General features: G+C 49.2%; 12 protein-coding genes and 1 other RNA gene. 1 reads left to right on the top strand and 12 read right to left on the bottom strand.

Going from position 1 to position 14522, the window contains the following annotated elements:
- Positions 1 to 133: 133 nt before the first annotated feature.
- The 9 genes from ALO_RS01680 to ALO_RS01635 all read right to left on the bottom strand — a co-directional run bounded on the left by ALO_RS01680 (position 134) and on the right by ALO_RS01635 (position 11592).
- Positions 134 to 940, bottom strand: a complete 807-nt coding sequence (locus tag ALO_RS01680; protein ID WP_004092158.1) for a dihydropteroate synthase — start codon at positions 938 to 940, stop codon at positions 134 to 136.
- Between the two features lie 52 nt (positions 941 to 992).
- Positions 993 to 1616, bottom strand: a complete 624-nt coding sequence (locus ALO_RS01675) for a cobalamin B12-binding domain-containing protein (RefSeq protein ID WP_004092157.1) — start codon at positions 1614 to 1616, stop codon at positions 993 to 995.
- A gap of 317 nt (positions 1617 to 1933) precedes the next feature.
- Complete coding sequence (locus ALO_RS01665; protein WP_004092155.1) at positions 1934 to 3304, bottom strand: uroporphyrinogen decarboxylase family protein; 1371 nt, start codon at positions 3302 to 3304, stop codon at positions 1934 to 1936.
- Positions 3305 to 3384: 80 nt separating this feature from the next.
- The gene (locus tag ALO_RS01660) at positions 3385 to 4599 is read right to left on the bottom strand and encodes an MFS transporter (protein WP_004092154.1); all 1215 of its coding nucleotides are present in this window, start codon (positions 4597 to 4599) and stop codon (positions 3385 to 3387) included.
- Positions 4600 to 4896: 297 nt separating this feature from the next.
- A complete protein-coding gene (locus tag ALO_RS01655) occupies positions 4897 to 5304 on the bottom strand; it encodes a GlcG/HbpS family heme-binding protein (RefSeq protein WP_004092152.1) in 408 nt (135 codons plus the stop codon).
- A 119-nt stretch (positions 5305 to 5423) separates the two neighbouring features.
- A complete protein-coding gene (locus ALO_RS01650; protein ID WP_004092150.1) occupies positions 5424 to 6578 on the bottom strand; it encodes an HD-GYP domain-containing protein in 1155 nt (384 codons plus the stop codon).
- Between the two features lie 189 nt (positions 6579 to 6767).
- Positions 6768 to 8456, bottom strand: coding sequence for a methyl-accepting chemotaxis protein (locus ALO_RS01645; protein WP_004092149.1), 1689 nt, complete (start codon positions 8454 to 8456; stop codon positions 6768 to 6770).
- Positions 8457 to 8827: 371 nt separating this feature from the next.
- A complete protein-coding gene (locus ALO_RS01640; protein ID WP_004092148.1) occupies positions 8828 to 10486 on the bottom strand; it encodes a PAS domain-containing protein in 1659 nt (552 codons plus the stop codon).
- 434 nt (positions 10487 to 10920) lie between these two features.
- Entirely contained in the window at positions 10921 to 11592 is a 672-nt protein-coding gene (locus ALO_RS01635) for a superoxide dismutase (protein WP_004092147.1), read from the bottom strand.
- A gap of 154 nt (positions 11593 to 11746) precedes the next feature.
- On the opposite strand from ALO_RS01635, the gene ALO_RS01630 reads away from it, so the two are divergent.
- On the top strand, positions 11747 to 12142 hold the full coding sequence (locus ALO_RS01630; protein ID WP_004092146.1) for a pyridoxamine 5'-phosphate oxidase family protein: 396 nt from the start codon (positions 11747 to 11749) through the stop codon (positions 12140 to 12142).
- A gap of 120 nt (positions 12143 to 12262) precedes the next feature.
- Here ALO_RS01630 and ALO_RS01625 read toward each other — a convergent pair whose 3' ends face one another.
- The 3 genes from ALO_RS01625 to ssrA form a co-directional block, all read right to left on the bottom strand.
- The gene (locus ALO_RS01625; RefSeq protein ID WP_004092145.1) at positions 12263 to 13108 is read right to left on the bottom strand and encodes an alpha/beta hydrolase; all 846 of its coding nucleotides are present in this window, start codon (positions 13106 to 13108) and stop codon (positions 12263 to 12265) included.
- A gap of 160 nt (positions 13109 to 13268) precedes the next feature.
- Positions 13269 to 13829, bottom strand: a complete 561-nt coding sequence (locus tag ALO_RS01620) for a hypothetical protein (RefSeq protein ID WP_004092144.1) — start codon at positions 13827 to 13829, stop codon at positions 13269 to 13271.
- 250 nt (positions 13830 to 14079) lie between these two features.
- Positions 14080 to 14425: a transfer-messenger RNA gene (ssrA, locus tag ALO_RS21185) on the bottom strand.
- Positions 14426 to 14522: the final 97 nt, after the last annotated feature.

The following is a 14522-nucleotide window of genomic DNA, read 5'->3' as shown; positions in this document are numbered from 1 at the left end:
TGCAGCAGACAGCAAGAATATTCTACATTCTTTCGATGCCTTCCTCCTCATGGGACAGCCGGGAATAAAAATCCCCATATACATCACGCCTCCGGGGAATCCCGGAGGCGTGATCTTGGTTCTTCCCGATTTATCAGAAGGTAAGTTTGCCTGCCCTGTATGCCTTGGTGTATTGGATGCAGCGCTTATCCCGGTTTAGGATGGTGTTTGCCGCATAGACCAATGCCATGGCCGTGGGGTCGGTGGGATCAATAATTGGTGCATCCAGGCCGTGTTCCATGGCCAGGACCAGAAAGGCGCGATTTAGATGCTTGCGTTCCGGCAGTCCGTGGGAAACGTTGCTCAGGCCGCAGGTAATATGAATCCCCGGAAAGACGGTGGAAATGTTCTCTATCAGACGAAAACAATCCACTGCCGCCGCCGTGTCGGTGCCTACCGCCCGCAGCAGCGGGTCAAAGTAAATATCCTCTACGGCAATGCCCTGCTGCAGCAAAGTGTTAATCAGCTTGACGCCCACTTCCCGGGCAGTTTCATAATCGCAGGGGATACCCCGGTCATCCATGCATAAGGCTACCACTGAAGCCTGATATTGTTTGACCAGAGACAAGACCTGCTTAAACCGTTCACTTTCACCGCTGATGGAGTTGATCAGCGGTTTCCCTTTATGCACGGCTAATCCCCGGGCCAGAGCCGCCGGATTGGGGCTGTCGATGCATAAGGGCAAATCGGTTACAGCCTGAATGGTCTGCACCAGCCACTCCATCGCTTCCGGTTCATCGGCAGCGTCCAAGGTGCCGCAGTTGGCGTCTAGCAGCGTGGCGCCGCCCTTCTGCTGCTTGAGAGCCTCCTCCTGAATATAAGCGGAGTCTCTGGCCTTAACCGCTTGCGCAATCGATTTCTTGGTCGAGTTAATTTTTTCTCCGATAATAATCATCGCCATTGACAATTCCTCCGTCACGGTATTGAGAAGCCGGCGCTTGTACCGGCGGCTGTTATTTGTAAACCTGCTTGCAGAACTCTACCGCCGCCAGAGCATCGGACGCATAAAAGTCCGCGCCGGCAAACTGGCGAACCTGCTCGTTGCAGGGAGCGCCGCCAATGATGACCTGCACGCCGCTGCGGATGCCGGCAGCCTGCAGGGATTCCACCACGGTCTTCATTTCCGGATAGGTAAAGTTCAGAAGGGCGCATAAGCCAAGTACCTTGGCCCCTGTTTCTTTCATTTTCCTGGCAAATTCGTCGGTAGCCACATCCACACCCAGGTCGGTTACTTCAAAGCCGGATCCCCGCAGCAGGCTGATGACGATATTTTTGCCAATATCATGGATGTCGCCCTTCACCGTGCCGATGACCACTTTACCGGCCGACTCCCTGGCCCCCGATCCCTGCAGCAGGGGCTCCAGCCTAGTCATAACGTTAGACAATATCTCCCCGGAATAAATCAGCTCGCTGAGAAAATATTGCCCTTCGGAATAAAGTCCTCCTACCGCCACCATGCCGGCGTTCATTTCCCCGATAATCTCCAAGGGCGGAGTTCCGCCCTTAATCGCTGTTTCCACCAGCTGATTCACAAATTCTTCATCTAAATCCCGTAATGCATCTGCCAACTGTCCCATGTCATTCCCTCCACATTATGGTATAGTGATTTAGTCTTTAAAAGTCTGATGCCAAACTCATCTGCGGCTTCGAATCTGGGACCGTTCAAAAAGGTCCAGATGCTAGGAAGGCCGAGAAAGCGCGCGCAGACAGTACGTTCGAGAGGGTACGGCAATGCTGGAAAGATACGCAGCATCATGAAAGCTGGAAGAAAGTAGGTCACTTTTCGGGTAATCAAAGCGAAGTAAACCATTAGTACAAATCCGAAAAGGGACGCTTTCTGAACAGCGCGCTCTCGCAGACCTGACAACGCAGATGGGCCTTTTTCAACGGTCTCCTAAAAAGCCCAGGACCACATCCAATTGAAGGCCATGGCCTCAAGATCATCCCAAGGCTTTTTAATCAGCTCCTCATCGCCCATGACGCCGCCCAGTTCCTTCGCCCTGACTTCCCAGGGAGTAACCCGGTATTGTTTTGCTATTGCATCGTAATCGGCTTTGGCCGCGGGCGCCGCCTTAGGTTTGGGCTGGATGGACTTGTCATACCAGCCATACCTCATGATGGCATCGATCATTGCCCGGAAGTTTTCCGGCTTGGTGTCATAAGGGACATTGCAGCCGCCGCTGATCATATAGCCGCCGCCTTTCCCCACGGTTTCGCACAATTGATGCACCTTTTCATCGATTTCCTGGGTAGAACCCAAAATGAACATGGAATCGGGAACCCCGCCGGCAATGGCCTGATGATGCCCGATATCCGCTTTGGCTTTAAAAATATCGCCTTGCGTGTCAATGTCGCAGAGGACTTTTCCTTTGGGCAATTCCAGCATATGGTGCCAATGCTGGCCCCAATCGCCCTCCAGATAGGCTCGGACGGTATAGCCGGCGTCGATTAAGTTCAGCAGCACTTTTTTGAAAGAAGGCCAGTAGAAGGTGTCAAACTGTTTGGGCGACATAAAGCAGGCTTTATGGGTAGGCACAAAAATCGGATACCGTTTGAACGGATCGGCAGTGGACAAGGCAAAACGCGTCATCACGTCCACCAGTACATCGCAGGCCTCCAGGACTTGTTTCGGCCGGCGGTAGGTATCCGTCAGCGCCCCCCTCAGACCCCGCAGCACATCACCCAAAACGTCAAAGGGGGCGACAAAGGCGCCGGTCATAGGCTGAGGCATGCCGCAGGCAGTCTGAAGTTTAATCGACCGGTTGCGCATGATATCAGCTGTCATCATCTGGGCCATGCCGGCTTTTAAGAAAGCCATGTGAGAACGTTTGGGGTCCTGTCCTCCATACTCGCTCAAAACCCGTGGCAAAAACTTATCCAGCATAAAAGAGCCGGGATTTTTAATAAGAAGGTCATACTCATCGGCCTGCATATATTCTTCTTCCACGAACTGGAATTGTTGGCGTGCCGGCAGTTCCCGCCCCGGAAACTTATAAGTCTTGCAGCCCACCGCGTCATAAAGCGGCGCCCAGACTCGGTTATCCCGCAAAACATCGGTTTCAGGAAAATCTTTGATAAAGTCCATCTCAGCCTGCAGCCATTTTTCAGGAGAATAGATGACCTCCTGGTTGGTGCAGCCTGAATACACTTCCGCCAAATAGTTAGAACCTGTGGCAATAGGGATCCGGTCAGTGGGCTCCAGGGCTATAGTGGCTTGATACCGCCCCAGTCTTTCCTCATACAACTTTTGTAAATCTGCTGACATGGTCCATCCCTCGCTTTTCTATAGTAATACACGCCTCAGCTATCAAAGGGTCATATTGACTCAATGTGTCCCGCCGCTTGCTAGGCTGCTTTTTGCGGACCGCGTTGCGCAGCGGAAGGAGCATGCAGCGGAAGAAGCACTAAAATGCCGACAAGCGGTCCAAGGGCCATCATATACCAAACAGTGTTGAAACTTCCGGATAAATCAATAACGCCGCCAAGTACCAATGGGCCAATCATAGAGGCAAGCTGGAAGATAAAGTTTGTTAACCCATTGGCAGTAGCCGCCCATTCTTTACCGGCAAATTCAGAAATCATCAGGCTAAGATGCGGATTTGCCAAATAGGAGCAAAACCCGTAAATAAACCCGACAAGATTTAGCATGGATAAAGTCGTCTGCATGCCAAAATATACTGTAAGCGGCGCACTGACGGCATAGGCTAACAGCAGGATTTTCTTGCGGTTGCCTAATTTGTCTGATACCCAGCCGGACACCACCGGTGCAATAAGCCCGCCGACACTATACCAAATAAGGACCGCCCCTGCCTCCCGCACCGTGAAACCTAAATTCTTGATATAGGCATTAGCCCAGGTTGCCAGCCCCAATTCCATCCACATCAAGCAAAATCCGGCGATCGCGAGTAAAACTATATTTCGGTTCGAGAAACAAACTTTAAATCCGCCAAAAAAGGATTTTTCTCCTCTAGGTTCATCAGAAGTTTTTACTAAGAAATAAATGAGCATTCCAAGGACCGCAGTCGCAATGCCGATGGATTGAAAAGCGCCTTGCCAGGACATGGCCGCGTTTAATGAAGGGACTATATAGTTCGCCAGCAGCAAACCGCCAGAAGGGGCCGCCAGCAGCAGGCCGAATGCCGTACCCCGTTCTTGCGGCGGGAACCATTCCATAAGCGCCCTGCCGCAGCAGGCCATGACTGCGCCAGCGCCAAGACCGGTCAGAAGCCGTAGCATGAAGCCTGTATCAAACGTACCGACCGATCCCATAGCCCATGTAGAAACTCCTTCCAGCACTAAGCTGATTCCCAGGATAGTGCGGACGCCGAAACGGTCGGCCAGCATTCCTGCAGGCACCTGGGTAATAACATAGCCTATATAAAAAGCAGTCATGTAGGCGCCAGCCTGGGACATGTTCATATTTAGAACAGGAACAACAACCGGAATGAGTGGCGGCCAGGCAAACCGCGCAAGAAAAGTCAGGACAAAACTGGAAAACATCAGAGCCATAATTACCCAGCGGTATTGACTATACTCTTCTTTTGGGAGTTGATTACTCATAAACATACCTCCTTCATTTCCTTATATCATGCATGATTCCTGTGGAATCAAACTCTTCCGTGCATTTGAAAATATTTGGTCAGCATGGTTGTGCACTTGTCTACACAAGTTTTTCTTTCTCTGTCTCATCCTATTTTCCTGCCAAATTTCCAAATAATTTAAAATACTTTTTATATTAAAATATTTACCTTTTTTATTATAAAAAGACAGGTCGACCAGAAGTCCTGGCAACCTGTCTTTACTCTGACAATATGATTTATATCGCAATCTGTGTATGGTTAAATTGCTGCCATATCTTTATTGTTTTGGGATCATAGCGGCCAGCACTGCCCCTATCGCAGCGTCTTCTTCCGACGTAAGACCGCTGACCCCGACTGCGCCTGCCACTGCCCCGGTACTGTCCTTAAAAACGACGCCGCCCGGCAAGCCGGTTAGTTTATCGTCGCAAAAATAACTGGCCTGGATATTCTCACGATGCAAGCGTTCGAGAAAAGCGCTGGTGTCCACTCCCATACGGGCTGCCGTATATGCTTTTCCCTGGGAAATAGCGATGCTGCGGAGCGGCGCTCCTTCCATGCGGGCAAAGGCCAGCAGGAAGCCTTGCTTGTCGCATACCGCCACGCAAATCGGCCGCTTAAATTTTTCTTTTGCCTGATCAACCGCTGCGGCAACCATAGTCTGGGCCAGTTGTAAACTGATCTCCATTTATCCCCACTCCTTATAATAGATAATCAGTGAACTATTTCTTGATTAACATTTTATTCCTTCCCAAATCATAGAGACCACAGATTTCTGCGCCAACGCATCGATATTCCCTTCAAAGGTCAGCAGGTAGTCTCCCCATACATGCCGCCTTTTGGCTGATAGATATAGGAGGCGGCATAGGCCTGAGCATAGCTCGAATACAATTCTTCAAAATCTACAATAAACAGCTCCGAATTTTTCCGCAGGTCCAGTTCGACAATACGGTTGATCAGAGTTCCGTCCGGGCCGGAAAGAATGCGGACAACCGGAGTGGTTTTACTGTTTATGCCAACGCCAAGGATCATGCCGGTTTGCTGATTGCTAAGCCGTACCGTTTTGCCCATGGGATAGATGGCAACATTCTGGTTAAACTTATCAACGATAGCCGGATTAAAATATTCGCCGGCGGCCTTATTTAAGATAGCGACTGCATAATACACCGGTGTAGGGAGGCGATGGGGCAGTCCGGTCAGCAATCTTTCATAGGCATCGGCAATGCTGATGATTTGAGCATACTCCGAAATAGCGTCTTCTTTAAGACCCATAGGGTAACCGCTGCCGTTCCAGCGTTCATGATGCTGAAAGCAGGCATTGACAACACCGGTCGGCAGCGTATAATTTTGCCGCAAAATTTCCAGCGAATAAAACGGATGCCGCCGGTACTCTTCCCGCTCCTTAATGGTTAAATAGTCGGGAAACTGCAGCGCCAAATACTTGGGGAACTTAACTTTGCCGATGTCGTGGAATATTGCGGCCAGCCCCAGTTCCTCCAATTGTCCGGCATCGTATCCCATAGCAAGACCGGTCATGATGGACAAGATGCAAGTATTCACGGCATGATCAAACATATAGTCTTCTTTCCGCCGTATATCCAGCAGGTGAACCATATTTTCCGGATTTCGGTCCAGTTGGTTAATCAAATCACTGACAATGCTTTTAACCCTGGTAAGCTGTATCCCTTTACCAACGCGAAAACGATCCACTGCCTCCTGAGCAGTGCTGATTGCCTCTTGCCGGTGGGAGGCATCATAGAAATCTTCTTCCGTTGCAGCAGCCGCATTTTCGATCTCCGGTTCGCCGATAAACAGAGAGGTAATGTCATTATTACGAAGATACCGGATATACCTTTCTTTTACTTCTATGCCTTCATGCAGCAGCACCATGCCATCGGCTGAAATCAGCGGCTTTGACAGGTGCATGCCCGGCTGTATCTCGTCTAAAGTTATGCTGCGCATGAAATTCCTCTCCTCCTACGATAACATGTTGACTACCATCTACTGTTATATATCGAATATAGGGAGAAATACTTAAAACAAAAACTGCAGTAAAAAACCAGGGGAGGACACCTTCCCTGGTTTTTTGCTGCAGCTATGGAACTGTTGAGCCGTCTTTTTCCCCTTCAGCTGCTCCGATAAAAGAATACACTATACCCGGAACCGGTCAACCGCCGACCGGAGATCCTGGGCCAATTGAGCCAGTGACTGGCTGGAGCCGGCAATTTCCTCCATTGAGGCTAATTGTTCCTCAGTAGCGGCTGAAACACCCTGAGTTTCCCCAGCTGTCGTCTTACTGAGAGCATCAATCTTTCTAACCGAGCCCACAATCTGCTGGCTGCCGCTGGCCATCTGCTGGATGGCCGCAGAAATCTCGGTCACCTGGTTTGACACCTGGGATACCAGCTCCACAATTTGCCGAAATGCTATGCCGGCAGTATTAACCACTTCGGCCCCGGTCTTCACTTCCCGCGTGCCATCATTCATGGCCACCACCGCCTTGGCGGTATCTCCCTGGATTTCCCCGATCAACTCCGCGATTTTTTTTGCCGCTTCCTGGGATTGTTCGGCCAATTTGCGAACTTCCTCGGCCACCACCGCGAAGCCGCGTCCCTGTTCTCCTGCCCGTGCCGCCTCAATAGCTGCGTTTAAGGCCAACAGATTGGTCTGACCGGCAATGCCGGAAATGGTGTCGACAATTTGCCCGATTTCCTTGGAACGCTCACCCAGCTTGGCGACAACCTGGGCAGAAGTGTTGACAGTGTCTTCAATCTGCCGCATCTGGCTCACTGCCTTCTCCACGGCCTGACCGCCCTCTTGGGCCTTAACGGCAGCTTGGGCCGATTGATCGGCAACCCGGTTGGTATTGGCAGCTACCTGCTGAATTCCTGCCGACATCTGCTCCACGGTCGAAGAACTTTCATTAGCCGCTACCAGTTGTTCGTTGGCCCCGTTAGCTACCTTGTTAATCGAGGCGGCAATCTGATTAGCCGCCTGTGCGGATTGCTCCGAGCTGGCGGTAAGCTCTTCACTGGCGGCCGCAACCTGTTCAGCGTTGCTGCTTATTTGTCTGATAAGGCTGGTTAACTGTTCAATCATAAGATTGAAAGCAACAGCCAGCTGCCCGATCTCGTCCTGGCGATTGACCGTGATCTGTTCTGTCAAGTCACCCCGAGCCACCTTTTGGGCCATCATTGCCAGTTGGTTGACAGGACGGGCAATGCTGCGGGCGGCAAAAAAGCCGATAGTGATGCCAAGAACCGCGGCCAGAACAGTGGCAAAAATGGCCACTGTTCTGGCTTGGCGGGCATTATCCACAGTTTGGTTGAGTGCGGCGGTGATTTCTTCGTTACGGAAAGCCTGATACTCGTTAATTTTAGCATTCAAGCTTTTGCCTATTGATGCCATTTCAGCCAATGTCTGAAGTGCTTCTTCCCGTTGGCCGGCCTGCATCAGGGGATAAAACTTTCCGTCGGCGGTTTCCGAATACTTGTCATTCAGTGTTTTCACCTCGCTGATAAGGCGCTTGGCTTCAGGCTTTATTGACGTTTGGATCAATTCGTCCTCAATGATTGCATTTTCTTCGGCCAGCTTTTTGTAGGCGCTAAACAATTGTGGATCATTGTAAATATAATACCCGCGAAGATTCACCATCTGGTCCGATACGTTATTGTTAACCCGGTTTGTTTTTAGTAAACGAGGCAGTTCCACATTGCTAACATTGTCGGCCAGACTGGAAGCTTCATCAACCTTCCAGATAGTAAAGGCAAATCCAGCTGTCGCTATAAGTACCACCAGCATAAAATAGACCACCATTTTCATCGTTAGATTCATCTTCATTTTTTTCAATCCTTTCTGCAAATCGAAGTGAATTTCGCAAATCCACCCATTATTTTCCTGTTGATCGGTTTCCCCGCAACTCCTCTCCGTCTTCCATTTGTTTTCATGATCAGTGCGGCGGTTTCCACTACGAGTACTGGAAACGTCAGCCTCTATAATCAACCCAGGCTTAATGTTTATAGCAGGACTAGAGTCCCGGCATGTGTGTTACGGTATTCTTCAGATAAACAGACGACACCTTTAGCGCCAAGGATAGTGTTTTTGTAAAATTTTGTTGTAAATTATCTTTTAACGATAAATTATATTACACTTTATTCCATGCCGGCAAAAAATAAAAGGGAACGCACATAGCGAACCCCGCATGGATGGCCTCAGTTCTTATCTCCAAACTGCATCAGCCGCAGAAGCTTGATGGCCATTAATAGATTTAACTGCTTATCTTGATTATCGATGTTAGTGCCCAAGATGCGTTCAATTTTTCTTTTCCGGAACAATACGGTTTTTTCGTGTACATGCAGCTGCCTGGCGACCGCTGCCGCAGAATCAGCCGTCAGGACCGCTTCTAAAGTATCAACCAGCGAACTTGCCTTTATCTTGTCATGCTCCAGAAGTGCCCCCAGCTCTGCCTGGACAAATGCCCGGCTCTGGTCAGAGTCATAATAGGCCGACATAAGCTGCAACATGCCGAGGTCCTGCCAATGGTAGACCGTTCCTCCCTTACCCTTATGAATCGCCTGCCCTGCCCGGAGTGCAAACATGGCCTGCTGATAAGCTAAAGCCATATTGGGAGGGTCGCCGGTCACTGTAGTGGTGCCAATGTCAGCCCGTTTATCAGAAAAAACCGTCCGGACCAGCGAAAGGAGTATTTCCGCAATATCTTGGTCCTGTGGGTTGTATGATATATTTTCCTGGCTTGGAGGTTGTTCCAGTACAGCGATTCCGGCGCAAGACGGCCATACAATACCTACCGTCTTGCGTTCGATTTCCGTTATCAACCGGTCAAGTTTAGCCTGACAGCGTTGACCCGGTTTATCTTGGGGCACTGTGTGCCCGCCGCTTGTAACTCCGCGAATCTGAATAATGTACAGGAGAGAGCCGGCTGTAAGCGAAATGCCGACTCGCCGGGCAGCTTCGACAAGTTCCTGGCCGCCAATTTCACCCCGCAGGGCTTTATTCAGCAAGTCTATCCTCTCTCGGCGCTTATGCTGGCAGTGGAAGGCCTGCTCCGCATTTTCCCGGTCGGTTATGTCGCAGCCTGCGCATATTATTCCCGTCACTCCCGTAACCGGATCCGTATACCTGCGCAGCTGCCATTGAATCCAAACCTGTTGACCGTTGGGAAGGCGGTAGCTGCTGACCAAGGAACCCTTACGGCTAAAGCGGCTTCTGCCCACTATTTGCGACAAACTTTTCCCATTCAACCTGTCACGGGGTATTACTGCGCCAATCAGAGGCAGGCCGGACAGTCTCCCCATCCAACCCTTGAAAAACTGATCGGCGCACTCGTTGGCAAACTCAATGACCCCGGCTTTATTCAGCAAAAAGATTAAGCAAGGAATGCTATGGAGAAGTAGCTGGTATTGCCCGGGACGGACATTAAGCTGTTCACTATGCCGTTCCAGCTCGCCCAGCATTCGCTTTTTTTCAGTAATGTCCTCAAACGTACATATGGCTGCAATGATGCTGCCCTCGGCATCGCGCAACGGGCGCGAGTTCCAGATCGCATATTTGCGTATGCCATCCTCCCATACCAACTCCAATTGGTCGCCGAATACCTCGTCGCCAAGCCATGCAGCACGTTCCAGGGGCCTATCGGCAGGAGAAAGTTCTCGGCCATCTCGGAATATTCTGTAAGGCTTATCGGGGGTAGGGGAAGCAGTTTGGGTCTGAATCCGCAGAAATTGCGCAGCAATAGAATTATAAATTATTTCTTTGCAACTGGTGTCGGCGGCAATGCATAGCCCAGCGGGAATGAGCTCAAATATCGTATGAAGCCCAAGTTTCTCTAGTTTTTCTAAACCGTTCACCATATCTTATATTTTCTGCAACCGCCTTCCGACGAAATCATGCCCCAAATACGAATGCGCGCAACCGGGTCGTATAAGGAAGCACCTGTGGACTGCTGCCACAGGTGCTTCCTTATACATGTCCCCCACAATGGCTATCTAATTTTTAGAGTGTTAACCACGACCCATAAATCCTACGCACACGGTCCCTAAACTGTGAGGAAGCAAGCTTCCCCTGGAGAAAAGGCTCTTAAGCGGTCGCCAAACTAACTGTCTGCGTTTTTTCTTCTATATTTCTCCTTATTTTCAGATGCTTCTATGAGAATTGAAATTTTGCTAATCTAAACGATACTATGTTAATTCGATAAATTATTCATAAATCCTTTAAGTTTTTACGGTCTTATATCGCCCTGCCGTTATCACTCACCAGCTTGGAAATGCTCCAATGAGCGTAAAAATTATTTAACACTGCGTGTCAGGAATAAAGGAAGCTCTCCTGGCATTGCCATTGTTAAACGATTTTCGACTTCACACCAATTGATTAAATTCAGCCACTCCCTTACATATTGTTCGCGATTGTACTGATAATCAAGGTAATAAGCATGTTCCCAGACATCTAAAACAAGTATCGGTATAGATCCCCATTGGGTAAGGTTTTGGTGTTTCTCTGCGGTTAGAATCTCCAAGTGATTCCAGGCCGGATTCCAGGCGAGTATCCCCCAGCCGGACGCCTCCACCTTTATGGTGGCGTTGATAAAGTGTTGGCAGAAAGCCCCGATACTGCCAAAATATCTATTGATTTCTTTCGTCGTGCATGGACCAGGTTCACCGCTGTAATCTTCCGGGGCCATAATCGTCCAATAAATACTATGCAGGATATGTCCGGAGCCATTAAAAGCCAACTCATTTTCCCAATATTTTATAAACTCAAAATCCTTTTCCTGTCTCGCTTTTACCAATGCTAATTCGGCTTTGTTCAGGCCATCCACATAAGATTTGTGATGATGATCGTGATGGAACCTAAGTGTAGCGGCGCTAATGACCGGTTCCAGCGCATCATATGAATAGGGCAGCGGAGGCAAGCGGTGTTTGCCGGCAGGAATATAATATTTTTCGTCCTCATTTTTCAATACTCTCGAACCTCCCGTTGATCGAAGTCTATCGTTATATGGTATTCAACAAACGGAAGGTTGTTAAATAAATTACTTCCGGGTGGAATTCTTTGTAACTTCTCCTGATTCTGTATTATAATAAATAGTAAGATCAATAAAGGAGTGAGAAAGAATGGATGAGGTTCTAAAATTTTTACAGGACAACCCTGTCTTTTATCTGGCTACCGTCGACGGCAATGCGCCTAAAGTCCGCCCCTTCGGCTTTGTCATGGCTTATCAGAACAAATTATGCTTTTGCACCAGCAACCAAAAAGACGTTTACAAACAAATGAAGGCCAATCCCAGCATTGAAATCAGCACCGCCTCCCCAAAGGGAGAATGGCTGCGCCTGAGCGGCAAAGCCGTATTTGTCACCAGCCGGGACTCTAAAAAAGCGGCGCTGGACGCCATGCCTTCTCTCAGAAAAATGTACAGTGAAGATGACACGATCTACGAAATCTTTGCCATTGAGCAAGGCGAAGCGACGTTTTATTCCTTTGGCGGGGCTCCCCGCAGCGTCAAATTTTAAAATTTAGTGTAAAAGGGGTGCCGCAAAACATTTGCCAAAAATGTTTTGTGACACCCCTTTTCTACTTTGTCGGATTCTGGCGAAAGCGATTCACAGCCCGCAATTCACCTACCGGGTCCCTCAGCTTGACGAGTTCATGGCAAACGAAAGAGCATCCGCCACCGTATCAGGCAGCATGGAGCCGTGCGTTTTTTCAGCCAGCTCCTTAAAGCTTACGTGAATGCCGGATAGGCCCCCTAATGCGACGGCAATCTCCTTTCCCGTCGGTCCGGAACGAAACCTCATTAATGCGGCGGCCTCAGCCTGAGAAAGCCCCTCCCGCAAGGCCCGTTTGCCGGCGGTCTCTATCAACAGGCGGACAGGAGCTTTTGCATTCCTTACCCGCTCATTCTCCATGAAGCGGGAATGCTCCGTCAGAATCGAACCGGCATTCCACCATATTGACGGGTCGGCTGCTACATAAGATTGGAACGAGGCAGGCGAGGTATATAGGATATACAGGACAAGCAAGCCAGCCAGGGAATGTCCGAATATGGCCTGCTGACTGCAGTCAACCGGCGCCATCTTTTCAATAACCGGCTTCAGCTCCGTTTCGAGGGAAGTAAAGAATGTGTCACGGCCACCGGTGGTGCAAGCTTCCCTGCCTAGGGCAACAATGGGAATCCGGTCCGGCGGGGTAGGCGGCGTAAGATCAAAGTAACGCCTGTCGACATCGAGACCTGAATCAATCGGATACCCTATACCAACCATGATTGCAGGGTAGATGCCTGTCTCCTGCTGGGCAGCCTGCATCATGGGAAAAGTTACGTTTCCGTCAAGCAGGTATATCACCGGATAACCGTTGCCGGGCACGGGACCAGCCGGCACCGAAACAAAAATACGATACTGGCCGCCGTGCTTTTGAAAGTCAAAATCAAAGATCTTAATCTCGCATTTAGTCAATCCGTCCACTGAAGCACCAGCCATTCTTGATATCCGCAAAGGCAATGACAGGTCAGTATTCTCATAGCAAAACCTCCACCCGATATATGTTATAGGTTATAACCCTATCATATATCAGGCGGAGGTGGGATTCAAGCTGTGGTGAAACGAGACGCGGCAAATGAAGACAAACGCTGATACAAATTTAGAAATTAAAAAATATCCCGCCGCCAAATCCCTTGTAGGTTGCACCGTTATTATCGTCATAATTCTTCCAGTTAAAATTCAAACGGGCATTATCATTTATCGCATAGGTAACGCCCAGAGACTCGTCCTTAAAATCGTTGCCTTTTTGATAAGTTCCGTATACTGCAAATCCCCCCGCAAGGTCTTGATTAACCGCTATACCGCAAAAAAGATCGTTGTCACTGGCGGCATTATCCGGATCCATACGCCGCTGACCAACCATAACCGCCACGCTGGGCAATAACAAATTGGTTTTTAGACCGTAATCAGTATAGGCTGTATCATCGCCTTCGGCGTAATTTATAAATGCGCCTAATCCCAAGCCGATTCCAGCGCTACCGTAAATTTCGTTAAAATCGCAATTTCCTTGACTATGTCCGTTGGAAGTTTTGTCGAGACTATAATAATTATAGCCGACCTCAATGTTCCATAATCCAGCATTCGTATCCGGAACGGCACACATTCCAACAGATGACATTGCTGCAATAAGTATTGCGGTAAGACATACCAATCTGCGCATTTTCTTTTCCTCCAATTTATACAATATAGTATTTTTAATTTTATTCTCCAATTATTAAAATATAATTTAAAAAATTTAAACCCTGATCTGGCTGTATTGCCGGGTTTTCACAAGAGAAACGAACAACATGTCTTAGTGCTCTTGCTCACGCAAAAGAAAAAAGCCCGGAACAGGTCCGGGCGGTGTTTCGTGAATTCGTCCAACTGGTGACAGTCGGATCAGAATTCATAATGCGAGTTTGTCTTTTGATTGGTGGAGGCGAGGAGAATCGAACTCCTGTCCAAAAGCATTGCTACATAGACTTCTCCGAGCGCAGTCAGTATTTTAGATTTCGCCCCATTGACGCCTACTGACGGGCTTCGCTGGCGCTATCTCGATAAAGTTTCCCATTCGGTCCGCCGAGAATAGGACCTCAGGTATCCTGCTGTGTGACGCCCTAGCCCGGCCCGCAGGCTAAGCTGAGTAGGACGTTAGCATTAAGCTGCTAAAGCGTATTCTTCGTTTGCGTTTAAAAGCTTTCCACCGTATTGCGGGCTGGTGGGATCCCGGCTCGCTATCCATGCCACACCTACCCCTGTCGAAACCAGTACGCCCCCATGATGATGGGTCCGGTTTTAGGGAAGGAAACGAAGAAATCCTTCAGCTTTATATTATAACAGTAGTTAAGACAAAAAACAAGAGGCTGTAAGTTGA

The sequence above is a fragment of the Acetonema longum DSM 6540 genome, from assembly GCF_000219125.1.
GTDB classification, from domain to species: Bacteria; Bacillota; Negativicutes; order Sporomusales; family Acetonemataceae; genus Acetonema; species Acetonema longum.
The sequence above is the reverse complement of the archived record's forward strand: the minus strand, read 5'-3'. Positions and strand labels throughout refer to the sequence as shown.

Bases quoted from the DNA above. Each gene is read 5' to 3' on its own strand.
- ALO_RS01680 (WP_004092158.1), bottom strand. From the start codon at position 940: ATGGCGATGATTATTATCGGAGAAAAAATTAACTCGACCAAGAAATCG.
- ALO_RS01675 (WP_004092157.1), bottom strand. From the start codon at position 1,616: ATGGGACAGTTGGCAGATGCATTACGGGATTTAGATGAAGAATTTGTG.
- ALO_RS01665 (WP_004092155.1), bottom strand. From the start codon at position 3,304: ATGTCAGCAGATTTACAAAAGTTGTATGAGGAAAGACTGGGGCGGTAT.
- ALO_RS01660 (WP_004092154.1), bottom strand. From the start codon at position 4,599: ATGAGTAATCAACTCCCAAAAGAAGAGTATAGTCAATACCGCTGGGTA.
- ALO_RS01655 (WP_004092152.1), bottom strand. From the start codon at position 5,304: ATGGAGATCAGTTTACAACTGGCCCAGACTATGGTTGCCGCAGCGGTT.
- ALO_RS01650 (WP_004092150.1), bottom strand. From the start codon at position 6,578: ATGCGCAGCATAACTTTAGACGAGATACAGCCGGGCATGCACCTGTCA.
- ALO_RS01645 (WP_004092149.1), bottom strand. From the start codon at position 8,456: ATGAAGATGAATCTAACGATGAAAATGGTGGTCTATTTTATGCTGGTG.
- ALO_RS01640 (WP_004092148.1), bottom strand. From the start codon at position 10,486: ATGGTGAACGGTTTAGAAAAACTAGAGAAACTTGGGCTTCATACGATA.
- ALO_RS01630 (WP_004092146.1), top strand. From the start codon at position 11,747: ATGGATGAGGTTCTAAAATTTTTACAGGACAACCCTGTCTTTTATCTG.
- ALO_RS01625 (WP_004092145.1), bottom strand. From the start codon at position 13,108: ATGGCTGGTGCTTCAGTGGACGGATTGACTAAATGCGAGATTAAGATC.
- ALO_RS01620 (WP_004092144.1), bottom strand. From the start codon at position 13,829: ATGCGCAGATTGGTATGTCTTACCGCAATACTTATTGCAGCAATGTCA.